This is a genomic window from Paenibacillus sp. JJ1683, assembly GCF_053006485.1.
On sequence record NZ_CM129820.1, the window covers coordinates 5636622 to 5661672 of the forward strand.

The following is a 25051-nucleotide window of genomic DNA, read 5'->3' on the forward strand; positions in this document are numbered from 1 at the left end:
GTCTGCTCCTTTATCTTTCTCTATACTAAGGTCAATCCGCCTATTTGTTCTCGGATTCCCACTTTGATATCTCTTCACGCACCCGTGGCGCTACCTCTGTTCCCAATAATTCAATAGCTCTCATGACATCATCATGCGGCATCGTGCCGACGGGCACATGCAATAGAAACCGTGTAATGCCTACCTGTTTACGGAGGTGAATGATTTTCTTGGCTACCGTATCAGGATCGCCCACATATAATGCTCCTTCAAAGCTGCGCGCGGCATCGAAGCTGGAACGAGTATAAGGACCCCAACCACGTTCACGCCCAAGCACATTCATGCTCTGCTGAGTGGAAGGGAAAAACTTATCCGCTGCAAGCTCGGTAGTCTCCGCGATAAAACCATGCGAGTGGGATGCAACTGGAAGCAGCGATGCATCATGACCTGCATGTTTAGCTGCCTTTTTGTACAACTCCACCAATGGTGCAAACTGCATAGGGCTGCCTCCAATAATGGCAAGCACCAACGGCAATCCAAGCAAGCCCGCACGAACCACTGATTCCTGATTGCCTCCACTCCCAATCCATACAGGCAAAGGATTTTGCACCGGACGCGGGTACACGCCCAAATTGTTGATTGCGGGCCGATGTCCGCCTTTCCAGGTCACTTTTTCGGATTCACGTATTTTCAATAACAGCTCCAGCTTTTCATCAAACAACTCATCGTAGTTATCCAGGTCATATCCAAACAACGGGAACGATTCGATAAAAGAACCTCGGCCTGCCATAATCTCAGCTCGTCCATTCGAAATACTGTCCAGCGTAGCAAAGTCCTGAAACACGCGCACCGGATCATCCGATGAAAGCACCGTAACCGCACTGGTTAGACGAATTCGTTGGGTTTGTGTCGCAGCAGCAGCCAGTATAACAGCCGGAGCAGATGCCGCATAATCTTTACGATGATGCTCTCCCACGCCGTACACATCCAGTCCTACCTGATCAGCAAGTACAATTTCCTCGACCACTTCACGTATCCGTTGTGCGTGACTGATGACCTCACCGGTTTGGGGATCCGGTGTTGTTTCTACAAACGTGCTTATACCTATCTCCACTTATGCTACCCCCTATTGTATGTTTCATTTTTATTCGGCTGCTTCCAAAGTAAATCATTTTAAAAACCGATATCTTTATATTGAACCTTTTTCGTATCTTTTTCAAGCTCTCCTTTTCTGAGTCTGAAAATCAGGCGAGAGAAGTGCCGAGATCCACGCAGGAAAAGCAGTCTCTTTGTCGAATTTATGGTATGGAATAAATAAGATTTCCATCCCCACACCATGAAAACAACAAGGAGGCACATACATTATGGCTTTTGTCATTAATAATTTAAAGGATAACAGCAATGTTGCCATCACTGACCAATTAGGTGGATTTACGGTACTGGAATACATAACAGATTTGAGTTGCACCTCGGTTGCAGCTGCAAAAGACAATTACTATATGAGCAAAAGTAACATGCGCCGCAAGCAGCTCATGATCGAAATCAATAATAGTGAGATTATGATGAGGGCAGGTGCCATGCAATATACTGTAGGCAGCATGGAAATGACTACCGGTGTAAAAGGCGTCGGAGGCTTAATGCGAAACTTGGTATCCGGTGCTGTAACGGGGACAGGTGCTATTAAACCGCATTATAAAGGCACGGGGACCATTATGCTGGAGCCTACCTACCAATATATTTGGCTCATTGATGTGGATAATGATGACATTGCCATCGAAGACGGATTGTTTTTAGCTTGCGACACCACGCTGGACATATCCGTCGTTGCACGCAGTAATCTTTCTTCTGCTGCACTGGGCGGAGAAGGGTTATTTAATTTAAGCGCCCGTGGAAAAGGAGTGCTGGCACTTCAAGCACCGATCCCTTCTGATGAAGCGGTCGTTATAGAATTGCAAAATGATGTGCTCAAGGTGGATGGCAACTTTGCCCTTATGTGGTCCAACACCCTACAGTTCACCGTCGAAAAATCGGGAAAAACCAAAATGGGCTCGGCCGCTTCCGGCGAAGGGCTGGTTAATGTATACAGGGGAACCGGAACCGTATGGCTAGCACCACTATGACATCTATGTGGGCATGAGCATTGGAAGCCCAATGATGCCAAATGCTAGTAAAAAAGGAGAAGCCTCGGCTTCTCCTTTTTTTAATCCTCATGGAACTGAATAGTTTCTCTGCTGTACACTTTAATTCTTTTTGACAAACTCCGATTTTAGCTTCATTGCTCCAAAACCATCGATTTTGCAATCAATATCGTGATCGCCGTCAACCAAACGGATATTTTTTACTTTGGTGCCGATTTTCAAGACGGAAGAGCTTCCCTTCACTTTAAGGTCTTTAATGACCGTTACAGAGTCACCATCCTTTAGAATGTTACCATTCGCATCTTTGACGACTTTTACATCTTCACTGCTTACGGATTCTGACTCGGCAGACCACTCATGAGCGCATTCCGGGCAAATGAACAGACTGCGGTCCTCATAGGTGTACTCTGAATTACACTCAGGACAGTTTGGCAAATTAGACATGGTATTATGTACTCCATTCATATATTATTTCTATTCCAAGCCTACCTTGGAGTTCCCTACAAGTATATTGGATAGTCAGTCGCGGTTCCACTTATGAATGTAACTAAACAGATGCTAACCTTCCTAGGTAGCATCCGTTCTTGACAGTACGGTTATTATGCTTGAATTTGCTTGACTAGTTCACTAATCCCTTGGTTAAGCGGTGTAAGGGGACGCTTCAACAGCTTCTCTAAATCGTTGCTTGCGACATCCAAGGCTCCTTCGCGAATTGCCTGTTGAATGCCTACCACAATAGGGATGGCACCTTCCGGTACTCCCGCACCGAGCATAATCTCGGCATACGCAGCATCGTCCACTTGCTGTACAGAAACGTCTTTACCTAGGACCTCGGCAAGTATGGCTGCCAACTCTTCTTGGGTAATCGGCTTACCGGAGAGCTCGTATATGGTATTCTCATGCCCTTCGCCAGACAACACGGCTGCAGCCGCTTCCGCGTAATCAGCACGGGTTGCCCAACCTACTTTACCGGACCCTGCCGAGGTTAGCCATGGAGCTCCTGCGAGTACGGATTGGATCGTGCCTGCTTCATTCTCAAGATACCAATTATTACGCAAGAAGGAATAAGGAATACCCGACTCACGTATGAACTCCTCCGTAATACGATGTACAGGTGCAAGGAATAGAGTGCTGTCAGCGGCATTGGCAGCACTGGTATACGCGATGAAGCCCACTCCCGCACGCACAGCAGCATCAACAGCCGCTTTATGCTGACGAATTCTAGTATCATTATCTCCGTCTGCGGATATAATCAACAGTCGGTCTACACCAGCAAATGCCTGATCCAGCGTTTCCGGCTTATCAAAATCGCCATGACGAACGTCAACGCCACGATTACGTAACCCCTCGGCTTTTTCCGGATTTCTTACGCTAACAATAAGATCTTGTGCCGGAACGGATGCAAGCAATGTATCTACCACAATGGCCCCCAGCTGCCCCGTTGCTCCTGTTAATGCGATTTTCATACGAAATCCTCCATTCATATTTTTATTTACTTTTATATAGTAACTAAAAATATGATACATGTCTAATTTAGAGTCTAAAGGTATGCTTTACGGGTAAGGGTTGGTAACCCTGGTAACCCAGACCTTCCACAAAGAGAGGAATATGTGTATGAAGAAAGCTATGGTCATTGTAAATCCCTCTTCCGGCAAAGAGGAGTCCCTCCAACATGTCAGAAACGTAGAAGAAATTCTACGTGAGCAAGGATACGCTGTTACAGTCGAAGAGACGGTACAAGAACTTGATGCCACCCGTTTTTGCGTCACTGCTTGTCAGGAAACTTATGATCTAGTCGTTTCCCTCGGTGGAGATGGCACGCTCCACGAAACCATTAATGGTTTCATGGATCAAGACCATCGTCCAAAACTGGGGGTCATCCCTCTTGGGACGGTCAATGATTTTGCCCGTGCCTTACAAATTCCGCTAAGTCCCGAACTGGCGATCCGTACACTCACTTCTGCTCGCGTGAAAGCCGTAGATATGGGCCTCTTAAACGGTCAAATGTTTGCTAATGTTGTTGCCACTGGCTCGCTTGCCGAATCGCTATCCGCTGTGTCGTCAGACGATAAATCCATGTTTGGCACATTTGCCTACATTAAAGAAGGTATGAAAGAACTGATCAACCATCCTGCCCATCCGCTTATCGTTCGCTATGATGACAAGACTTGGGAAGGCGAATCCCCACTCTTTCTTGCTGCTTTAACCAACTCAGTTGGCGGATTTGAGAAACTGGTGCCCGGGGCAGCAGTTGATGATGGCCTGCTTCACTGCTTTATTTTCAAAAACCTCAATATATTGAATACGGTGACAGCCAGTATATCCTTATTTTTGGGCAACTTGAAGGATCATAAAGACGTCGTTTACTTTACCGCAAAGCATGTAAGTGTCAGCTCCGCAGAATCGGTCAGTACGAATGTAGATGGTGAGGAAGGACCGTCTTTGCCTATTGAGGTTCGTATTCTACCTCGTCATATCGAGGTGATTGTGCCTGAGGAGTCTGAGTAATACGGTGCTTATCCTCAGGCTTGAGGCTCATACTCGCTCAATTTTCCTTCGTAGATCAAATGGAATCGGTCACTTTGCCGAAAATCGTCTGGTGTGATAAGGGCAGGCAACTTGTTCCATATTTTTATGCCGGATCGCTGTAAAATTTCCGCGACGAATTGCGAACAAAAATAAGAATTACTGAACTCGACTGGTTCTTTGAGTGCAACGCCAATCAAGCCCAGTAAGTTATACATATATTTTTGTCGGCTTCGGATAAAAACGTGTAGAACTCTCTTCATTTTTTCGACTTCGCGATTGGTTACTTGAAGCTCGTAGATAACACATGTTGTATTCGGAAATCTGCTGTATGTACCTGTCTTAATATCCTCTTTCACGAAACCACCATCCAGAGGGTTACTGGGGGTCTTTCTCCCGAAGCTGTATAACTCCGAAAGTTCTCGGTCGAAGGAAATGGAGGCGTGATTGTATGGCGCTCTTGTATAGCTTTTAATGACTCTCGTAAGAAACGTTCCCGTATTCGTAAGCAAGATAAAAACGGACTGATCAGCTACCATTTACGAAATTTCCCCTTATCAAGTTTGAATTATTCCTTCATAATAACATAGGACCCCCTTCATGGAATCCTATTTTGCTATAAGTTGGTGAGTCGCAATGGACAGCTCGTTATTCACGTTAACCCTCATTTGTATAGCCTTATTAATCATCCATCTGATTTATATAGTGGTAGCCAAAACACAGCCAAACAAAGACTATGCAGCTATTGGGCTTCGCATCAAGACCTGGTGGGGCATGTTCTTTATCTTTTGCCTGGCAACACTTTTCAATCCGATCGTTTCACTGCTTTCCTTGATGGTGCTTACTTTCTTTGCGTTAAAAGAATACTTCTCCATGATTAGATCTAGAAAAGCTGACCGCAGGTTATTTTTATGGGCATACTTGGCGATTCCTGTACAGTTTTATTGGATTTATATCGGGTGGTATGGAATGTTTATTGTCTTTATCCCTATCTATGTATTCTTGCTGCTGCCGCTCCCTCGATTGATCAATAAAGGAACCGTTGGTTTCTTGCGCAGTGTCAGCTCGACTCAATGGGGACTCATGCTGATGGTTTTTGGACTGAGTCACCTGGCATATTTTCAGTTTGCTACGCCGCAATACGGAGCGAAACTTGTACTTTTTCTAGTGGTACTGACACAACTCAATGATGTCGCACATTATCTGGCATCGCTCTATTTCGGCAAGCGGAAAATCGTCCCGACATCCAATCCCAATATAACTTGGGAAGGCTTTGCATTCGCTTTTCCCGTAACCATAGCGACTTCCTATCTAATCTATCCATACCTGACGCCGTTTGATCTGAAATTTGGGATTATTTTCGGCATGTTGATTAGCTTGAGCGGTTTCTTCGGGAGCTTAACGGTTTCCGTGCTGAAGCGAGATTTATTAATCGGTGATGATGATAAGTTCGATGCTTTGAAAAAAAGCTACTTAAGCCGGGTGGATAGCTTGACCTACACCTCGCCCGTCTTTTTTCACGTAATTCGTTATTTTTTCGACTTTATGTAGCAATTGTCTCCCTGCACTCCGCTTCTCACCGTTTTCATTTTAGTGAGCCGGGGTAAGTACTACTGTACCGCAAGCAGTCCTTATCCTAGAAAACAATCTTGAGGAGGCGTTAGAAATGGCAGAGCACAATCATGTTGTAAATAAGGAAGGCGAAGTGGCACTGAACAAAGTAGATGACGCGTTAAATCGGATAGACGACAGCAAAAAGGATGACATTTTGGGCAGCTTTGATTCATTCAAAAGTTATTTGAGCGACAAAATTGAAATGGCTCAAAAAATCGGCTTGAATGAAGAAGTGATGGCAAAAGCAGCTGAGAAGATCGCAGGCTATCTGGCAGCCAAGGAAGAACCGCGCAATAGCGAGGAGAAGCTTCTTCAGGAATTGTGGAAGGTAGGGGACAAAGAGCAGCAGCACGCGCTTGCTCATATGCTCGTACGCGTGGCTCAATCCTCGTAGAAATATTTAATTGATGAAAAACAATATTTTATTTTTTACTATAAAAGAGCAGTCTATCCTTAAATGAGGATAGACTGCTTTTGCGTTTACTATCGTTGCAGCGCGTTCCGTTAGGGATTACAATATGTTCTGCTTAGCGTATGGAATTAATGTACCTGGGACAACAATTCATATGCATCTTCCTTGGTAGTAACCGCCAGAAGTGCTTCTCTGAAATGATCGTCCATCAGCTTACGAGACAGCATTTGCAGCACCTTCAGATGTGCATTGTCCTTGCTATTACGCGGAACAGCAATCATGAAGATTAGTTTCGCTTCACTGCCGTCCAAGCTTTTCCAGTCCACTCCGCTCCGCTTCAATCCAAAGACCACGCTTGGCTTCAGTACAGCTTCCGATTTACCGTGAGGGATGGCAATATTCATTCCAATGCCTGTGGAGCTTTCCTTCTCTCGGTCCAATATGGCCTGTTTAAAACCACTGGCAGAACTTACGGCTCCATTTCTCTCAAGTGTTCCGATCATTTCATCAATCACGGCATCCTGTGTCGTTCCTTCCAGATCCAGATCAATCAGATCCATCGTTACAATATCTGTCAACTTCTCAATGTGAATGGCTTGCGAAGATACGGCTGGATCGTTATTTGCAGTTGCTACAGCTGATGACTCGGCGGCAGTCGTAGTCATCATAGATTGTTCCGTTACTGCGGCAGAATCTCCAGATGTCTCTTCTCCAGCAACAGCTGGATTTGCAGTTGCAATATCTCTTTTCAGCAGACTCACCAGGATGACCGACACAGCTGCGCCGACAATAACGGCAATGAAGAACATCAATACATTGTCCACTGCACCAAGGACGGCTACGATCGGTCCACCATGAGCTACCTTATCTCCTACATTTCCCAACATCGCAATGACTGAACCGACCATAGACCCTGCCATGATACTAGGAATAACACGCAATGGATCTTGTGCAGCGAAGGGAATCGCCCCTTCAGTAATACCGAATAGTCCCATCGTGAATGTCGCCTTTCCAGCCTCGCGTTCTGCTGGTGCAAATTTACGCTTGTTGATCATTGCTGCAAGTCCCATTCCAATCGGTGGAATACAAATCGCAACGGCGATCGGTCCCATAATTTCGTAATTCCCTTCACCAATCATGGCCGAGCCAAATAAAAATGCGACTTTATTGACTGGACCACCCATATCAAAGGAGATCATAGCACCTAAAATCAGTGCCAATAAAATTGAACTTGTACCTTGCATACCTGCAAGCCAACCCGTTAAAGCTTCAAACAATTGTGCGACTGGAGAACCGATGATAAAGACAAAGATTAATCCTACAATTAAGGATGACAACACAGGGATAATAATAATAGGCATGATCGGCTGTAACGCTCGCCCAACCTTCATTTTCCGAATACCCAGTGCAACATAACCTGCCAGGAAACCAGCGATAATTCCGCCGATAAATCCGGCTCCCGCCTCACTTCCATAAAAACTGCCGTTCGCAGCAATGAATCCGCCAACCATACCCGGTGCAAGCCCCGGTCTATCTGCAATACTCATCGCGATGAACCCAGCGAGGATGGGTATCATAAAGGTAAATGAAGCCGAACCGATATCCTGAACCGTCTTCCAAAATGAACCGTCCGGTATAACCAGACCGCCCGGTGTCTTCTCACCGCCAATCGTCAACGCAATGGCAATGAGCAATCCTCCAATGACGATAAAGGGTACCATATAAGATACACCATTCATCAAGTGGCGGTAGATAGGATTTTGCTTCGGTTTATTCTCCTGTGAGCTAGCTTCGGAGGTACGTGACTCTGCCTGGTACACAGGCACATTCCCCTTCATCACCCGCTGGATCAATTCTTCCGGACGGCGAATCCCATCCTGTACTCCAACGACCAGCAGTTTCTTGCCGACGAAGCGGTCTTTGACCACCGTCTTATCCGCTGCAATAATAATGCCATCCGCTTCACGGATCTCCTGCTCAGTTAGTTGATTTTCTACCCCAATGGAGCCTTGTGTCTCGACCTTCATCTCGATACCCAGCTTGGCTGCTGCCTTTTGCAAATTCTCAGCTGCCATATACGTATGTGCAATTCCGTTAGGACATGAGGTAATCGCTAATATCTTCATAGTCATTCCCCTTCTCTCTGGTGTTTCCGCTTACATTGATAGTATAACCGCCTTTTTTGCTGTTATCGGGCGAACTTTTTACCGGAACTTTCGGAAAAATAGAATAATACGGACAAAAAAACAGGACTTATCTATAAGTCCTGCTCCAAAGCATGGCTTTTAATTTAGTTTATCCCTTTAGCTTCCCTAATAGTCTCATCGCATCGGTCTCCTTGGATAAAGCATGAACTAGAGCTGGCTGCTCACTGATTAGGGACAACTCCTTAAATAACTGCCGCATTTCTTCCCGCCCATCCTGTTTTACCGCAAGCAAGAACACAAGCTCCACTTTCTCGGTTCCCCAAGTAAGTGGCTTCTTTAAAGTAGCGACTACAATGGCTGACTGCCTTATCCACTCTGAGCCGCCATGCGGGATGGCTATGCCTCCCCCGATCGTCGTAGCCGACATTTTCTCTCGCGCCAATACGCTGTCCACATAACCTGTTTCCACATATCCTTTGTCCTCCAGTATTTGCGCCAGCTTGGAAATCAATTGTTCGGGAAGCTGCACTTCTTGCTGAGGAAAGACTAAAAAAGGGGTTGTGTACTTAAAAAATACAGATTCATCTGCGACTCTAGGTTCCGGCTCATCCATTCGTCTGATCACTTGCTCCAGTTGACGCTCATCCTTGGCATCTAGCAATGGAGAGACGAGAATATGCGGAACACTAAGCTCTGGAAGATCCACGGTTGTAATGATCAGATCCAACTCCCGGGTTGCCAGATAGTCCTGGACTTCTGCCTTCGAAAGAGTTGTCTCCACATGTACAGCCGGAAACTTACGTTCCACCTTTGTGCGCAATAGCTGGGACATACCAATGCCCATGTGACACACGATAATGGCCCTCTGAGGATGACTTTCTTTCTGGTGAAGTCGCTCCACAGAAGCCTGAAAATGTAGCGTTAAATACGCCGCTTCCTCCTCGGGGAACGATAACCGAACCAAATTCCCTACCTCTTCCAGCGTAATAATAACCCGGTCGAACATGTAAGGGTACATCTTCTTGATCTCGGTCAGCATAGGATTAGACACCGTCAACCCATATTGAAGCCGATTCAGGGTCGTATATAAATGGACTTTCAACCCTTTCACCAACATCTTATCCTTGGAAAAGTCAATCATATTCAGCTCCGACATCCGCCGGACTAACTGCTCAATCAGTTTAGGCAAAAGCGGATGGCTGTCTGCCAGATCGCTGTGTTTCCCCTTGCTATCCTCCTGCTGATAACGAAACTTTCCACCCAACAAATGCAGGGTTAGATAGGCCGTTTCTTCCTTGGAAAAAGGTACGGAAAACAACTTTTGCAGCTGCCGTAAAAACGCAGTAGCCCATGTAAACTCAACCTTCTCCTGCAAAAAGGCAATGTCTTGTTCGGAGAGAGAAATGGGCTGTCCCAGCTTGGTTCGTTTGACCATTAAGAGAATATGGAGCATGAGACCCTCAAAGGCTTCATCCGTAAAGCTGAGTTCATGATGCTTTTGAAATACTTTTAATTCATGATGGATGGTGGCAATCTCGTGTGGCTCAAACTGCTTGCGCATCATCTGTCCCGTCAACTCAGGACTATCAATCAGCTGATTCATCCGCGCCAAAGCGATCCGCTTGTTTTTCTCAGTGCCTTGAATGGTCAAGCCTACGCGCTGCTTGGTAATCAAGGCAAGATCAAAGCTGTGCAGCCAGTCATCAATCTTTTCCATATCTCTACGGATCACCGTCTTGTTCACATAATACTGAGAGGCCAGATCTTGTATCGTTACAGGCTTGGCATCCATCAAGAGCCGATAGGCGAGATGCAGCACCCTCTCCTCATCCGATTCATGCTGGGCTGTACTATCGCCTGCATACAGCCGGTGAAATAAATCAGCCTGCTCCGCTTCACTGATCTCCAAATAAATGCCACGTCCCGGTCTTCTCACCAGATTGGCATTGGAGTGCTTGACTAGATATTCTTCAATTACTTTTAGATCGTTTCGAATCGTCTTTTCTGAGCAATCCGTTTGATCGGCCAGATCCTGCACTAACCACAGTCGGTTCGATTCAGTTAACAACTTGCGAAAAATTTCTACTTGCCTTTTGTTCATTCCAATCTCCTATCTTCCAAAATAAAGAATGTCCAGGCATACCGGGTTATATTTTGTTAGCCTTATATTAGCTTATCGATATACTCATTGTAACCCTACAGCAACATACGGAGTGTATAATAAGACAATCCCAATATACTGGATTTTCAGGAGGAAGAACAGTGATCACCTATTTGAGATGCAATGAAGTCAGCATGGAGCACATTTTCCAGGCATTTTCGCTCGGATTCTCAGACTATTCCATTCGCCTGACCATGGAACAAGACGATTTCGCGGCACGTTTTTTCGGTCCAGAGGGTAATTCACGGAGCCACTCTTTCCTTGCCATGGATGAAGATCAGCCAATTGGCTTGATTCTAGGCGGTATCCGGCAGTTTGACGGGTATAAGACCATGCGTTGCGGCACGCTATGCATCGGTCCAGCTTACCGTGGCCAGGGTATTAGCAACAGGTTGCTCGAATTGCATAAACAAACGGCCATCTCCGAGAACTGTCAGCAGCTATGGCTCGAAGTCATTACAGATAATGATCGGGCTGTCCAGTTCTATAAAAAGCACGGCTATGAGGTATGCTATACACTAAAATACTACAACGGTACTGTTCCATCAATCTCTCCCGCTCCCTCATCACCGTACATGTTTAAAGAACTAACATTTGATGATGTCGCAGATTCTCGTACAACTCTTACCGACTGTCACATCCATTGGCAAAGTGACACACCTTATTACGCTAACAGCACACAGGAAGTTTTTCTCGGCATCTATGCGGTGAATCAAACCCGAGTCGGTATGATTGCTATGAGTGCTCAAGGTAAAATCAACTTTCTTTGGGTCGATCCCAAACATCGAAACCAAGGCCTTGGACGTACCCTACTTCATAAAGCGGCAGAAATCCAAAAGGTCGAGAAGGTATATATCTGCCTGTCCGACAATCACTCTCTTGAAGGCTTTATCCAAAAAACAGGCTTCTCGAAGGACCCTATTGAGCAATATGAAATGTGTATACCCCTTGATCCAACTACTTCTCTCATTTCTGAGAACGATTGATATATTCTGATTTAACGAGTGCGCACATGCAAAGATCATCATATTTCCCGGATGTAAATTCATACTGGGACAGGATTCCTTCCTGCCGAAAGCCTGCTTTTTCAAGCAAACGCAAGGATTGTGTATTCTCCGGCTCTACTAGCGCCTGAATGCGGTTCAACGGTAGGGTATGAAACCCATAGTTGATCACAGCCGCAAGTGCCTCGGACATTAACCCTTGACCCCAATAGGCTCTGGACAATTCATAGCCCATTTCTGCCCGGTGATGACGTTGATCCCAGTTATGAAATCCGCAAGAACCGATGATTTTACCTTCCTTCGTTTGAAGAGCCCAGCGGATTCCCTGATCTGTCTCCAAAATCCGATCATACCAACGGATCTCATCCAGTGCCTCCTGTTCAGACTCAAATGGGCTCAGCCCGTAAAACTTCATCACCTGCTCATCTGAAAAGTATTCCAACATGTCCTTGCTGTCCGTCGCTACCATTTTTCGTAATACAAGACGTTCGGTTGTTATAACCGGAAACTCACGTTTCATATTCTCACCACCTTCTCCGTTGTTCACTTTCGCAAGCTTTTCCTTGCATACCTATGCCGCTAAGTTCAATATTCGATGATCATTACTTGCTTCTTCCAATTATAAAGTAAATGAAAGAATACCTCTAAAGGGATATTTATAATTACTTCTTTGTTTATAGAATATTTTCCTAATCATGGATGATAAAAAGACCGTTATATAAGGAGTGTGTTTTTAAATTATGGATTATTAAAATGAGGTGTACGATTTGGAAGACCAGCACATACCACAGAATTCACAAGTAGCAGCAAGAGAGAAGTACATTCGGCATGGGCAAAACTATGGGGAAACAAACAGAATGGCCGAAATATCAAAAACCTACGGTTCGTCTATTTTGTTTAGACGTTGGGGAGCAACCCTTTTTGATTTTATATTTTTTATAATCGGGTATATTTGTTTCTTTATCTCAGTCATTCAGATAACAGACAGATGGTTGTTGCCCTTAGCGATTGCTTCCCGTTGCCTTCTGATTATAGCTTTCTTCTGCTATTATTTGCTCTTGGAAGGTTACACAGGCTATACGCTTGGCAAATTCGTTTTTCGTATTAAGGTGGTTAACGGAGAAGGAAGACCTCCTGGTTTTCTTAAATCACTCATTCGTACGCTGCTCAGGTTAATAGACACCAATCCATTGCTAATGGGTTCACTACCTGCTGGTATCAGCGTGTTAGTAACTGCCTCTAGACAACGAATTGGTGATTTAGCTGCAGGCACATATGTGGTAAAGGTGCGGGACTTGGAGCCGATTAGCAAAAAGACAATGAGACGGTCGCTCTTCATATTTTTTACCGCAATGGTGATCTTGGGAGCCTCGTTTGTAAATGCTATTTTTGTACTGGCAAACAGTTACAAGTCCAGTGAAGCTCCGGTAAGCAAGCAGGAGCAGAGCTTTGTAAGTAGAGATGGACATTTTCAGATTTCTGCCCCATTAGACTGGTCGACAGACCCGGACCGGGAAGGAAAAGCAGATATTGCGATATTCAATCCCTACATTCAAAAGTCTGTTATCGTACGATCCAATTCGAAGGAGAAATTGGGTAATGTAACGCGCCAGTACTACACAAAGAAAATTCAAAACAACATGACCAAAGAGTTTAATCTCTCTACGGTAGGACCTTCATCCAACACCACGATTCAAGGATATCCTGCCACTCAGTTCACGATTAAAGGACAGAAAGATATAAACCATTATGTCACCCATGTAGCTATTATTGAGACTGAAAATAATTTCTATCAGATCATCGGGTATACGCCTGCATCAAAATATAGCCGTTTAAAGAAAGAAATTCATGATATTACCTATAGCTTTCGTGAGGTTCGACCTTAGACAGCGTGACGGACCAGGACGAATAATGAAAGAATAAGACGCAAAAGACAGGTGCTCCTTGGAGCCCTGTTTTTTGCATACAGCTATTCTTGATATCTATGATAAAATAGGCTGACATGTTCGGCGCCCTGCTTTATTATATTGTTCAGATGCACAACAAATTGAAAGCCCTTTCAATTAATGTGATACAGTAAAACACCTTACATCACTAGATAAAGGAGGAATCCTGATCTGTTTCCGCTCTCCGAAAGACAAGCCCAAGACATCGTAGACAAAATGATGAAGGATATCCCATACAATATCAATATTATGAATGAACGAGGCATCATCATTGGCAGCGGCGAGAGTGAACGAATCGGAACCATTCACCAAGGGGCTGTTCAGGCGCTCGAAACCGGGAAAATGATTGAAGTGTGGCAGGACGGACATTACGAGAAAAAAGGAACCAATGAACCGATAGTCATTCATCATGAGCTAGTTGGTGTCATTGGTATTTCAGGCAATCCTGACGAAGTGCGTCCTTTTTGCAATATTGTTAAAACTACGGTGTCTCTCCTGATTGAACAGCGTATTTCCTTGGAGCACTTGGCCCATGAGGCCAACCGCAAAAAATCTGTACTGGAAATGCTTTTAAATCATCAGGGAGCCTATACCCAAAAAATAAAAAAAGAAGCTGCTCAATATCACATTGATTTGCTTCTCAAAACTTCGGCCGTATATGTAAAGCATCTTCCTTCCGATCCTGCTCATTTCGCCGAGTTATCCAATATATTCATGCAGCATCCATCCTTTCATATGGAGGAAGACAGTTATCTCATCCTGATGCAAAATCAGGAACCAACGACCAAGCTACTGGAACCACTTGTACGCAGCCATCCTGATGTGCTAATTGCCATCAGCAGACAAGAGCACAGCATTGCGGATGTTTATATGCAAGCCAAGTCCGCTATGAATGTTGTACTAGCTCTGCGTCCACCTGTGCAGATTGTCTCTTTTGCAGAAGTCGAATTCTTGGTCAAATTAAGCCAAACCAACCTGACTAACACAATCCACCTGGTCAGCAAGCTGGAAGATACCGTGGATTTGCTGGATACGCTGCGGAGCTTTATTAATCATAATGGCAGTGTCTCCTTTACCGCAGATGAATTAAACATTCATCGAAATACACTGCAATACCGCTTGAAGCGCATCCATACCTTAACTGGCAAAGATCCCCGGAATCTCCTTCAGCTTTTTGAACTTACGCACGGCTTATTGGCGCTGTATCAATGAACTGCTGTATCACGCCAGATCATGCTGCGATTATATCCTATTTTCGCTCGCCGTCACTCCCGAATTTTTCTGCCAATCTCCATTGGCTAATGAAAACCGGGATTACAGGCGAGCGCTCGTATTCCATTGTAATTATATTATGCCGTTTTATGTTCCTCGCCTATCAATCCGATCATTTCTCACTGATTTGAAGCACTCTCGCGATATTCTCGCATGTACGCTCTACGTTTTGTGGCCCTTCGGCCAGCAGCTTACTCAGCTCCGAGGCTCCCGGCACGATGCCAAACACCGCATCTATTCCTTCCTTGTATAGCGTGTCGATCCCTTCCCCGATATAACCTGCGACCGCAATGACCTTTTTGCCGGATTGTTTGGCTGCCTGAGCTACTCCATACGGAGTTTTACCGAATTTGGTCTGAAAATCAATGCCGCCTTCTCCCGTCAATACGATATCGGCCGTGGCGAGCTTCTGTTTTAAATCGGTGTATTCAATCACGATTTCAATGCCCTTTTGCAGCGCCGCCTGAGTAAAAATCAATAAACCGGCGCCCAATCCGCCTGCTGCACCCGCGCCTGGAAGATCGCGCACATCCTTGCCCAGCTGCTGCTTCACCACATCCGCATAATGGGCAAGATTAGCATCCAGTTGCTGCACCATTTCCGGGGTTGCTCCTTTTTGTGGGCCGAATACACGAGATGCCCCATGCTCCCCACATAACGGATTTGTCACATCACAGGCTACAATCAATTGCACCTGCTGCAAGCGGTCATCCAGTGATGAAATATCAATACTGTCCAGCTCGCCCAAACTGCCGCCGCCGCGTGGAAGAGTATTGCCTGCCGCATCCAGAAATCTAGCTCCCAGCGCTTCCGCCATACCTGTACCGCCATCATTCGTCGCGCTTCCGCCAATGCCGATGATAATTTTTCGAATTCCCTGGTTCAGACACTCACGTATTAACTCACCCGTACCATAGGTTGTTGTCTTTAACGGGTTTTTATTGTCCCTATTAACCAGATGGATTCCACTGGCAGATGCCATTTCGATTGCCGCAGTGGTGCCGTCTCCCAGCAAGCCATATGCCGCTTTTACAGGTTCTCCAAGCGGTCCTGTCACCTCCATGTAACGAAGCTGCCCGCCTGTCGCATCCACCAGTGACTGCACTGTTCCTTCACCACCGTCTGCCATCGGAACGTGGACATAATGGGCTGTCGGATAGACCTTGCGCAATCCTTTCTCCATTGCGATGCACACTTCCTTTGCCGTCATGCTTTCTTTAAAAGAATCCGGTGCCAGTACAAATGTTTTCTCTCTCATTTTGTCACCCCATCGTGAATATTAAAGTATGAATCCATACAATATGGTTGCTACAATCGCCATAGTTCCGCCCACAATAGCTTCATAAGGGATTAATCCCATCCGTTGCTTAATGCTCATTTTCATGCTGTCTGCCGTAACGTGGAAATAGTTGCCCTGTGGCAAGGAATCAATGACGGTAGCTCCTGTATGCACCATCACAGCAGCAGCTAACGGGGCTGTCCCCATGTTCAGAATGGCTTCCCCAAACGAGCCAGTCGCCAAAATAACGCCAGTTGAAGTCGATGCTGTGGCGGCCGCCATCAGAATCCCTGCAAGCGGTGCCAAAAATGTGCCAGAAACTCCCGAAGCCTCAATCAAGCCAACTACCTGAGCAGATAAATTAGACGCAGATATCAGACCCGCAATTCCGCCTGCACCGATCAAGATGAGCACGGTTGCCGTCATTTTATTCAAACCGGAAGCCGAATATTTCAGGATATTGCGCCCTTGTCCCATGGCCAGCATACCTACAATCCCGGCGATCGGCAAAATGTACATCGCGTCGACCTTGAAGTTCGACAGTGCTTCAATGCCAGAGATGGAACCAATCGGGTTAATCATCAGCAAAATAACGGCTACCACCGGGGCTACAATTGCCCGTCCCAATGCTGGGTACTTCGACGTATCGACATCACTATCCATAATATCCTGTTCGGATACCTTCACGCCCTTGTTTTTCAACATAGACGCCACCAGAACCGTCATGATTAATCCGCATATCGCAGGTACCACACCCGCCAACATAACGTGGCTTAAATCCAGATTAAACCCACGCGCCGCCGCAATGGTATTGGGATTCGGAGAGATAATGTTCCCCGCCTTTCCGCCTCCAGACAAGGCCAGCAGAAGAGCCAGCTTGGAAATCCCCATTTTGTTCCCAACCGACAAGGCAATAGGTGCCACAATGAGCACTGCCACGGGAATAAATACGCCTACTGCTGTAATAATCATCGTCGCTAACGCTAGTGCAAGGATCGCTTTACTGCCACCAAACTTCTTCACAATAGCCTGTGCAATCGTCTCCGCTGCCCCAGACTCCATCATCACGCCTGCCAATACACCTGCCGCGAGCACACGAATGACCGTCCCCATCACGCTCTGCGTACCACTAATTAATACGCTGATCGTTTGCTCCAGATTGGCTCCGCCCAATAAAGCGCCTACAATAGCTCCCAAAAATAAAGCGTAAACCGGATTCAGCTTTCTCAATATCAAAATAATTGCAATAGCCAGCCCTGCTAGAGCTCCTATCCAACTGATCGTTAACCCTTCCATCTGCCTAACCCCCCGGGCAATTTTTGATTACGCTTTCATTATATCGATTGCAACGTGTGAATTATATTGAAGAACAGACGAAATTGATTGTGCATTTGCACAAAAAGGCCCGAACAGGCTTACAAAATCAATTTAATGAATACGCTTGCAAATTTAAAATTTTAGATTATAATACTTGTATACAAGTATACTTGATTAATGAGAAGGTGAATTTATGGTTCTGTCCAGTGAATTCCTATATCCCTCCAAATGGCTTCTCAAAGCCTCTGCTGGAGACCGTGTAACATCCGAGCTTAGAATGCGCATTATTTCTGGCTCAATTGAAAGCGGTACCATACTATCTGAAAATAAATTAGCTGCTGATTTTGCTGTAAGTCGCTCCCCCATTCGTGAAGCGTTAAAAATATTGGCTTCTGAAAATATCATCCGACTCGAAAGAATGGGTGCGGTCGTTATTGGTCTATCAGAGAAAGAAATAGAAGAAATTTATGATGTTCGTCTACTTATAGAATCCTTCGTATTTGAACGTCTTATAAAGATGGACACTCATGATTTAGCAAAGGAACTTAGTAAAATACTCGAAATGATGAAAGTCGCAGTCAAATATAGTGATGCCGATGAGTTTTCATATCAAGATGTCTTGTTCCATGAAACGATTATTCGTGCAGTTAATCATTCATACATTCTGATGATCTGGAATAACCTAAAGCCCGTGATGGAAAGCCTCATTCTGTTGTCGATGCGTATGCGTTTCAATGAAAAGTATGAAGACTTTACACGGATTGTATCAAATCATGAACTTTATATTGAAGCAATCCAGGCAAAAGATAGAGACCTTATGATTAAGTCTTTACATGAAAACTTTGATGATGTTCAAGGTAAAGTAGAAGACTTATGGATGTCCCAACAACTGCTGTCCAAAGGAGTCGTGCCACAAAATGACTAACTACATGTTAGGTATAGATATCGGAACCACCAGTACGAAAGCCGTTTTATTTAGTGAAAAAGGTGAAGTCATCCAACAAGAAAATATCGGGTACCCGCTTTATACACCAGATATAGCGACAGCTGAACAAAATCCTGAGGAGATTTTTCAAGCAGTCCTACAAGCGACTTCGAATATCATGAAACATCACTCACAAAAAAAACTATCGTTTGTTTCATTTAGCAGTGCCATGCATAGTGTTATTGCCATGGATGAACATGATCAACCACTTACGCCTTGTATCACTTGGGCAGATAATCGCAGTGAAGCGTGGGCACATCAAATAAAACAGGAGTTGAACGGCCAAGAGGTCTACAGACGAACAGGAACACCCATCCACCCCATGTCACCCTTAACTAAAATAGCTTGGATTGTGAATGACCTTCCTGAAATCGCTATCAAAGTTAAAAAGTATATCGGAATTAAAGAATACATTTTCAAAAAATTCTTTGATTTATATGTTGTTGATTATTCCCTGGCTTCAGCCATGGGCATGATGAATCTCGAAAAGCTGGATTGGGATGAAGAAGCATTAAAAATTGCGGGTATAACCCCTTCTCAACTATCTGAGCTCGTGCCCACAACCAAAATATTCACCGACTGTAATTCAGATTTAGCAAAAAAGATGGGGATCGATCCACAAACACCATTTGTCATTGGGGCCAGCGATGGAGTTCTCTCTAATCTAGGTGTCAATGCGATACGAAAAGGCGAAGTTGCCGTCACTATTGGGACAAGCGGTGCCATTCGAACCATCATAGACAAGCCGCAAACAGATGAAAAGGGAAGAATATTTTGTTATGCCTTAACGGAAAAGCACTGGGTCATTGGCGGACCGGTAAACAATGGCGGGATGGTTCTTCGCTGGATTCGTGACGAGCTTGCCTCATCAGAAGTAGAAACAGCGAAACGACTAGGAATTGATCCATATGATGTGTTAACCAAAATTGCTGAACGCGTAAGACCAGGGTCTGATGGATTGTTATTCCATCCCTACCTAGCTGGTGAACGTGCACCCTTATGGAATCCAGACGTACGTGGCTCATTCTTCGGTTTAACGATGTCGCATAAGAAAGAACATATGATTCGCGCAGCCTTAGAAGGAGTCATTTACAATTTATACACCGTATTTTTGGCCCTAACCGAATGCATGGATGGTCCCGTGACCCGAATCCAAGCTACAGGAGGCTTCGCAAGGTCAGATGTTTGGCGGCAAATGATGTCTGATATATTCGCATCTGAAGTCGTCGTTCCAGAAAGCTACGAAAGTTCTTGTCTAGGAGCTTGTATTTTAGGCTTGTATGCCACTGGAAAAATCCAATCATTTGAAGTGGTTTCTGAAATGATTGGCAGTACCAACAAACATGCACCCAAAGAAGAAGCAACCAAGGAATATAGGAAGTTGCTACCGATTTTCATTAACCTATCCAGAGTATTGGAAGAAGATTATACACGGATTGCTCATTACCAAAGAGGCTTAATTAAACACTAAAAGGATAAATACAGGGGGTAATTACAATGCCATTAGTCGTTGTAGGGATTGGAATTTTAGCATTACTCGTTTTAATCATGGGCTTCAAATTAAACACCTTCATTTCCTTAATCATTGTATCGTTCGGTGTAGCCTTAGCCCTTGGAATGCCATTAGAGGAAATTGTTAAAACCATTGAAGCTGGATTGGGCGGAACATTGGGTCACTTAGCGTTAATCTTTGGACTCGGAGCGATGTTAGGGAAGTTGATCGCGGATTCTGGTGGTGCCCAAAGAATTGCCATGACCCTCGTTGACAAATTTGGTGAAAAAAATATTCAATGGGCGGTCGTAGCTGCTTCATTCATTATCGGAATTGCGTTATTTTTTGAAGTAGGGTTAGTATTATTAATCCCAATTGTATTTGCCATTTCAAAAGAATTAAAGGTTTCTATCTTATATCTCGGTATTCCGATGGTCGCTGCTTTATCCGTAACACACGGTTTCTTACCTCCACATCCGGGACCGACTGTTATTGCTGGTGAATATGGCGCGAATCTGGGTGAGGTTTTACTTTATGGCTTCATTATTGCTGTTCCAACTGTTATTTTGGCTGGCCCTGTATTTACGAAGCTTGCCAAAAAACTCGTACCTGCCTCATTTACGAAAACCGGTAATATTGCCTCTTTAGGAGAACAAAAAGTATTTAAGTCTGAGGAAACTCCTGGATTCGGAATCAGTGTATTTACGGCAATGCTTCCTGTCATCTTAATGTCGATTGCTACGATTATTACTTTGCTTCAAAAAACAATGGGGTTTGAAGATAATAGTTTACTGGCCGCGATCCGATTTATTGGTGATGCATCCACTTCCATGTTGATTTCCTTACTGGTTGCCGTCTACACCATGGGAATCGCAAGAAAAATTCCAATCAAAGATGTAATGGCATCATGTACAACGGCTATTACTCATATTGGAATGATGCTCTTGATCATTGGGGGAGGCGGTGCCTTCAAACAAGTACTGATTAATGGCGGCGTAGGTGACTATGTAGCCGATTTATTCAATGGAACTACATTATCACCAATTCTGCTAGCCTGGATCATCGCTGCAATCTTACGTATTTCCCTGGGTTCTGCAACTGTTGCAGCTTTAACAACCGCTGGTTTAGTGATTCCGATGTTAGGACAATCCGACGTTAATCTTGCTTTAGTCGTGCTTGCCACGGGAGCGGGTAGCTTAATAGCTTCCCATGTTAACGATGCCGGGTTCTGGATGTTTAAAGAGTATTTTGGTTTAAGCATGAAAGAAACCTTTGCCACATGGACATTGCTTGAAACCATCATTTCTGTAGCCGGATTAGGATTCATCTTAATACTAAGTTTATTCGTATAAACCATGATTTCCGGGCGGTAGATTCCCCACTTATCATTCTTAGAATCTTCTAAGTCGATAAGTGAGGAACTACCGCCTATTTACGAACTGGAGTGATATCATATTATTTCACTTTTGAACGATTGAACTGGTTGCTTCTGTTGTTCCTTTTGCCTCACCATGTCCTGCACCAAATAGGTTCAATACCACCACGCCAATAACAATTAAAGCAATCCCTACGATACTTCCTGTGTTGATTTTCTCCTTCCAGATCAATACTGAAATCACCGTTGTAGCAACAGCCCCCACCCCTGACCAGATGGCATAGGTCATATTAAGAGGAAGTGTCTTGAGGGTTAGTGAAATAAAGAAGAAAGAGATTACAAACGCGACAATCGTGAATAGAGTCGGATACAGTCTCGTAAAACCTTCTGAAGCTTTTAGCATTGAAGTACCAATAAGCTCACTAGCAATAGAGATTGCCAAGAAAAAATAAGCCATCATTCATTCTCCTTTATATATGTCTTTAATTCTTCTATAATTTTTTGCTTCAATTCTTCATTGGGAAGAGCGAGTCCGAACATTTCGGCAAACCACAAACCGTCTATAGCTAATCGGACGATCGTAGAACGGACTGGGTCCAATTCGTCGTTTTCGATTTTATTTTGGATATTCGCATACTCATCCTGAAGCAGCTTGAGCATGTGAGGGTTCGTAAATTGTGCTGCCGAGAGAGCGGTATACAGGTCACTTGCATCCTGATCCCCGGAAAATGACGTATTCATATAAGCGCGAGTCCATCTACCTTGGGAATGTGTATCGTTTTCTGCCCTTTCATTAAATTCGGCGATAAAGCTGGTCGATAGCTGTTCAACCATTCCCAGAATCAATTCATCTTTATTCGGAAAATGGTAAAGCAATCCTCCCTTACTTACTCCCGCTTTCTTAGCCACCGCTTCTAACGTTAATTTTTCTACTCCTGCTTCTTGTACAATTATAGAAGCCGCTTTAAGGATTAATTCTCTTTTTAATGTTTTTTTAGTTGTGTTCATTCTGATCACCGCCCATTTAACTATACCGTCCGGACGGTTTTATTTCAAGTAAAAAAAACGTTTAAGCTAAATAAAAAGAAGCCTTGGGCGTGTAACATTTCAGCCAAGACTTCTTTAAATAAACAACTACTCAGCCCGGACATTTGGCAAAAGTCCGCATCTGTTGGGTTTTAAGTGCCACCTATAGCTTATCTCTTCAGATACTGTCTCAGCCATTGGAGCGCAGGGCGTTCCGTGCCGTTCGAGTTCAGCAGATGTGTACCATCTTTCCAAGTTTGTCCTTGGATATACCCCCAAAGCGTAACTCCCTTCACTGAGGGGTTTTGCCAAAGGACTGGAAACTTCTCTTTGTATCTGGCAAGTTGGGTGTTATCATTCCCAGTTATATCCAGTTCCGACACATAGATCGGTAACCCGGTCGCCGACAGCTTATTTAGTACAGTATTCATCGTGTTGACTGAGACGTTGTCCATACTGAAATGGTGGCATTGAATGCCAATACCGTCAATCAGGCCTCTACTCTTGAGCTGATTAATAATATTGACATATTGGTCGGCTAAAGAAGGGTCGTTGATAATACCATAATCATTTATATGCAGTTTGGCATTCGGGAAAGCTTGTCTAGCCTGTTGAAACGACCATATGACCCAATCCCATCCGGTCGACCCGTCACCACCAATGGCATTGCGGTAGGACGGCTTCTGATGCAACGGCTCATTCACCACATCTACAAACGCCGCATTCGGATAGCGCTGACCTGCTGCTTTAATCCACTGAGTCACTTCCGCTTTCTGATCAGCAGCCGACAGTCCTTTAACCCATCCTGGCTCCTGGGCACCCCATACCAACGTATGGAACTTGAACGGGAAACCATTGCTACGGGCATAATTGTAGGCGGTATCCGCCTGCGACCAGTTCATGTTGTTACGACTGCCTTCAACCGATTCCCACTTAGTCGAGTTCTCCGGCGTCACTTGATTCCAGTATGTCCCGTAACTAGGAGGGACACTGCCCGCAATGATATTCCCCAGAAATTTGCTTCCATTTGCCAGGCCAGCATCAGCCTGGTTGACCAGAACAGATGATAACAACACACCCGCCAACGCCAAACTGCTCACCAGCTTGCCCACTTTAGTTCTTAACATAAAATCTCCTCCTCACACGTATAATTTGATAATACTCTTCCTCAATAATTTAAGCGCTTACATTTCCAATTATAAGAATGAATAGTTGTTTTCTGCTACATGTGAAAGTATAGATTTTACCCGAAAAATCTTACATCATTGCAGAACAGCCACAACACGAATCCCAAACAACTCTGAAACGATAACAAAAGGCTGCTGCGAAAAGTGATATACTCCCTTCACAGTAGTAGGTTTTATTATTCAACCTGTCTATCTTCTTGGGAGCATATCACCTGAAGACCGCTCCTTAATTATTTAAGGATTAAGCGCTCTTGCAATCGCGTCTACATAACTTTGGCTGGCGCGTTGACTTACTTCTGCTTGAGGAACCATCCCTTCAAAATTGTGGAATGTGCCGGGATACAGATGAAATTCGACGTCAACGCCCGCTTGGGCAAGGCGTGCCACATATTCGATCGTCTCATCTCGGAATAGATCGAGCTGCCCTACGCACGTGTAGGTCGGCGGCAGACCAGCCAAGCTTTCTGCTCTCGACGGCACCGCATATGGGGAAACCTCGCTATCTTCGGTACGATTACCCAAGTACATGTTCCAGGCCGTCAAGTTGTTCTTCCGGCTCCATGGTGCATTATCGGCCGTAATTTCATGACTTGATGCCGTAACATTGCGGTCGTCGATCATCGGATATAGCGGCATTTGGAAGATAAGGGCTGGTCCGCCTTTGTCACGAGCCATTAAAGCAAGTGCTGCGGTTAGACCGCCACCCCCGCTTGCACCAGCAATTGCGACCCGGTCCAAGTCGATGCCCAGCAGCTCAGCTTCATCGGTCATCCACGTCAAAGCGGCATAACAGTCATCGATGGCAGCTGGGTAGGGGTGCTCGGGAGCAAGTCGATAATCGACCGATACGACGACGCAATTAGCCGCCTGCACGAAGCGTTCGCACAAAGCATCGTCCATATCAGGATGCCCCATTACATAGCCTCCCCCGTGAATCCACAGCATGGCCGGAAGCTTAACATCAGTTCGCTGGGCAGGTTCGTAGATTTTGACTAATATCTCGCCTGCAACGCTCGGAATCATCCGGCTTGTCGTGCGTACGTGTTCCGACTGCTCAATAGGCGGACTCGACAAATAACTTCTGCTCAGTTCTAAATTCTCCTCCAGTTGAAAACCGGGAAATTGTGCAATTACTGACCTTAGTTCTGGTAATAAACGATTTTCAAAATCCATGCGAATCACTCCTATGTT

General features: G+C 44.9%; 23 protein-coding genes. 10 read left to right on the forward strand and 13 right to left on the reverse strand.

All coding sequences use genetic code 11. The features are described from left to right. Positions 1-40: 40 nt before the first annotated feature. The gene (locus ACUC6J_RS24375; RefSeq protein WP_126666319.1) at positions 41-1093 is read right to left on the reverse strand and encodes an LLM class flavin-dependent oxidoreductase; all 1053 of its coding nucleotides are present in this window, start codon (positions 1091-1093) and stop codon (positions 41-43) included. 250 nt (positions 1094-1343) lie between these two features. Here ACUC6J_RS24375 and ACUC6J_RS24380 point away from each other — a divergent pair, with 250 nt between their 5' ends. Beyond that, positions 1344-2099, forward strand: coding sequence for an AIM24 family protein (locus tag ACUC6J_RS24380; RefSeq protein ID WP_016822536.1), 756 nt, complete (start codon positions 1344-1346; stop codon positions 2097-2099). A gap of 120 nt (positions 2100-2219) precedes the next feature. On the opposite strand, the gene ACUC6J_RS24385 is transcribed toward ACUC6J_RS24380, so the two are convergent. Together ACUC6J_RS24385 and ACUC6J_RS24390 are read right to left on the reverse strand one after the other, a co-directional pair. Then, entirely contained in the window at positions 2220-2561 is a 342-nt protein-coding gene (locus ACUC6J_RS24385; RefSeq protein WP_016822535.1) for a zinc ribbon domain-containing protein YjdM, read from the reverse strand. Positions 2562-2716: 155 nt separating this feature from the next. Beyond that, positions 2717-3583, reverse strand: a complete 867-nt coding sequence (locus tag ACUC6J_RS24390) for an SDR family oxidoreductase (RefSeq protein ID WP_447249558.1) — start codon at positions 3581-3583, stop codon at positions 2717-2719. Positions 3584-3731: 148 nt separating this feature from the next. Between ACUC6J_RS24390 and ACUC6J_RS24395 the strand changes: the two genes are divergently transcribed. Next, positions 3732-4625 carry a diacylglycerol/lipid kinase family protein gene (locus tag ACUC6J_RS24395; RefSeq protein ID WP_447249559.1) on the forward strand — a complete coding sequence of 298 codons (894 nt, stop codon included), beginning with the start codon at positions 3732-3734 and terminating at the stop codon, positions 4623-4625. A gap of 14 nt (positions 4626-4639) precedes the next feature. Here the strand turns inward: ACUC6J_RS24395 and ACUC6J_RS24400 are convergent, their stop codons facing one another. Next, complete coding sequence (locus ACUC6J_RS24400) at positions 4640-5182, reverse strand: hypothetical protein (RefSeq protein ID WP_016822532.1); 543 nt, start codon at positions 5180-5182, stop codon at positions 4640-4642. Between the two features lie 97 nt (positions 5183-5279). On the opposite strand from ACUC6J_RS24400, the gene ACUC6J_RS24405 reads away from it, so the two are divergent. Both ACUC6J_RS24405 and ACUC6J_RS24410 read left to right on the forward strand, forming a co-directional pair. Next, the gene (locus ACUC6J_RS24405) at positions 5280-6194 is read left to right on the forward strand and encodes a phosphatidate cytidylyltransferase (protein WP_290404958.1); all 915 of its coding nucleotides are present in this window, start codon (positions 5280-5282) and stop codon (positions 6192-6194) included. Between the two features lie 115 nt (positions 6195-6309). Then, positions 6310-6651 carry a DUF3243 domain-containing protein gene (locus ACUC6J_RS24410; protein ID WP_013373818.1) on the forward strand — a complete coding sequence of 114 codons (342 nt, stop codon included), beginning with the start codon at positions 6310-6312 and terminating at the stop codon, positions 6649-6651. A 146-nt stretch (positions 6652-6797) separates the two neighbouring features. Here the strand turns inward: ACUC6J_RS24410 and ACUC6J_RS24415 are convergent, their stop codons facing one another. After that, a complete protein-coding gene (locus tag ACUC6J_RS24415; RefSeq protein ID WP_447249560.1) occupies positions 6798-8795 on the reverse strand; it encodes a fructose-specific PTS transporter subunit EIIC in 1998 nt (665 codons plus the stop codon). A gap of 169 nt (positions 8796-8964) precedes the next feature. Next, positions 8965-10917, reverse strand: coding sequence for a BglG family transcription antiterminator (locus ACUC6J_RS24420; protein WP_447249561.1), 1953 nt, complete (start codon positions 10915-10917; stop codon positions 8965-8967). 161 nt (positions 10918-11078) lie between these two features. On the opposite strand from ACUC6J_RS24420, the gene ACUC6J_RS24425 reads away from it, so the two are divergent. Further along, the gene (locus tag ACUC6J_RS24425; RefSeq protein WP_447249562.1) at positions 11079-11963 is read left to right on the forward strand and encodes a GNAT family N-acetyltransferase; all 885 of its coding nucleotides are present in this window, start codon (positions 11079-11081) and stop codon (positions 11961-11963) included. On the opposite strand, the gene ACUC6J_RS24430 is transcribed toward ACUC6J_RS24425, so the two are convergent. Then, a complete protein-coding gene (locus ACUC6J_RS24430) occupies positions 11944-12501 on the reverse strand; it encodes a GNAT family N-acetyltransferase (protein ID WP_103042630.1) in 558 nt (185 codons plus the stop codon). The two genes, ACUC6J_RS24425 and ACUC6J_RS24430, sit on opposite strands and share 20 nt — an antisense overlap. Positions 12502-12748: 247 nt before the next feature. Between ACUC6J_RS24430 and ACUC6J_RS24435 the strand changes: the two genes are divergently transcribed. Both ACUC6J_RS24435 and ACUC6J_RS24440 read left to right on the forward strand, forming a co-directional pair. Then, positions 12749-13867, forward strand: a complete 1119-nt coding sequence (locus ACUC6J_RS24435) for an RDD family protein (protein ID WP_103042631.1) — start codon at positions 12749-12751, stop codon at positions 13865-13867. A gap of 276 nt (positions 13868-14143) precedes the next feature. After that, positions 14144-15139 carry a CdaR family transcriptional regulator gene (locus tag ACUC6J_RS24440; RefSeq protein ID WP_045244769.1) on the forward strand — a complete coding sequence of 332 codons (996 nt, stop codon included), beginning with the start codon at positions 14144-14146 and terminating at the stop codon, positions 15137-15139. 172 nt (positions 15140-15311) lie between these two features. On the opposite strand, the gene ACUC6J_RS24445 is transcribed toward ACUC6J_RS24440, so the two are convergent. Together ACUC6J_RS24445 and ACUC6J_RS24450 are read right to left on the reverse strand one after the other, a co-directional pair. Continuing rightward, positions 15312-16457: a glycerate kinase gene (locus ACUC6J_RS24445; RefSeq protein WP_447249563.1), complete on the reverse strand. Its 1146-nt coding sequence runs from the start codon at positions 16455-16457 to the stop codon at positions 15312-15314. A 21-nt stretch (positions 16458-16478) separates the two neighbouring features. Next, positions 16479-17774 carry a GntP family permease gene (locus tag ACUC6J_RS24450; protein WP_016822522.1) on the reverse strand — a complete coding sequence of 432 codons (1296 nt, stop codon included), beginning with the start codon at positions 17772-17774 and terminating at the stop codon, positions 16479-16481. Positions 17775-17988: 214 nt separating this feature from the next. Between ACUC6J_RS24450 and ACUC6J_RS24455 the strand changes: the two genes are divergently transcribed. The 3 genes from ACUC6J_RS24455 to ACUC6J_RS24465 are packed head-to-tail and all read left to right on the forward strand — an operon-like array spanning position 17989 to position 21624. Then, positions 17989-18720 carry a GntR family transcriptional regulator gene (locus tag ACUC6J_RS24455; RefSeq protein ID WP_016822521.1) on the forward strand — a complete coding sequence of 244 codons (732 nt, stop codon included), beginning with the start codon at positions 17989-17991 and terminating at the stop codon, positions 18718-18720. Further along, positions 18713-20251 (forward strand): gluconokinase, encoded by a 1539-nt coding sequence (gene gntK / locus ACUC6J_RS24460; RefSeq protein ID WP_447249564.1) that lies wholly within the window; start codon positions 18713-18715, stop codon positions 20249-20251. The genes ACUC6J_RS24455 and gntK overlap by 8 nt, the downstream gene beginning before the upstream one ends. 26 nt (positions 20252-20277) lie before the next feature. Beyond that, positions 20278-21624 (forward strand): GntP family permease, encoded by a 1347-nt coding sequence (locus tag ACUC6J_RS24465; RefSeq protein ID WP_031462501.1) that lies wholly within the window; start codon positions 20278-20280, stop codon positions 21622-21624. 108 nt (positions 21625-21732) lie between these two features. Here ACUC6J_RS24465 and ACUC6J_RS24470 read toward each other — a convergent pair whose 3' ends face one another. From ACUC6J_RS24470 to ACUC6J_RS24485, 4 genes are all read right to left on the reverse strand, one after another. Next, positions 21733-22104: a DMT family transporter gene (locus ACUC6J_RS24470; protein WP_016822518.1), complete on the reverse strand. Its 372-nt coding sequence runs from the start codon at positions 22102-22104 to the stop codon at positions 21733-21735. Beyond that, positions 22104-22655, reverse strand: a complete 552-nt coding sequence (locus ACUC6J_RS24475; RefSeq protein WP_447249565.1) for a TetR/AcrR family transcriptional regulator — start codon at positions 22653-22655, stop codon at positions 22104-22106. Before ACUC6J_RS24475 ends, ACUC6J_RS24470 begins: the two co-directional genes overlap by 1 nt. A 188-nt stretch (positions 22656-22843) precedes the next feature. After that, a complete protein-coding gene (locus tag ACUC6J_RS24480) occupies positions 22844-23800 on the reverse strand; it encodes an endo-1,4-beta-xylanase (RefSeq protein ID WP_090889165.1) in 957 nt (318 codons plus the stop codon). 294 nt (positions 23801-24094) lie between these two features. After that, complete coding sequence (locus tag ACUC6J_RS24485) at positions 24095-25033, reverse strand: alpha/beta hydrolase (RefSeq protein ID WP_016324913.1); 939 nt, start codon at positions 25031-25033, stop codon at positions 24095-24097. Positions 25034-25051 lie beyond the last annotated feature (18 nt).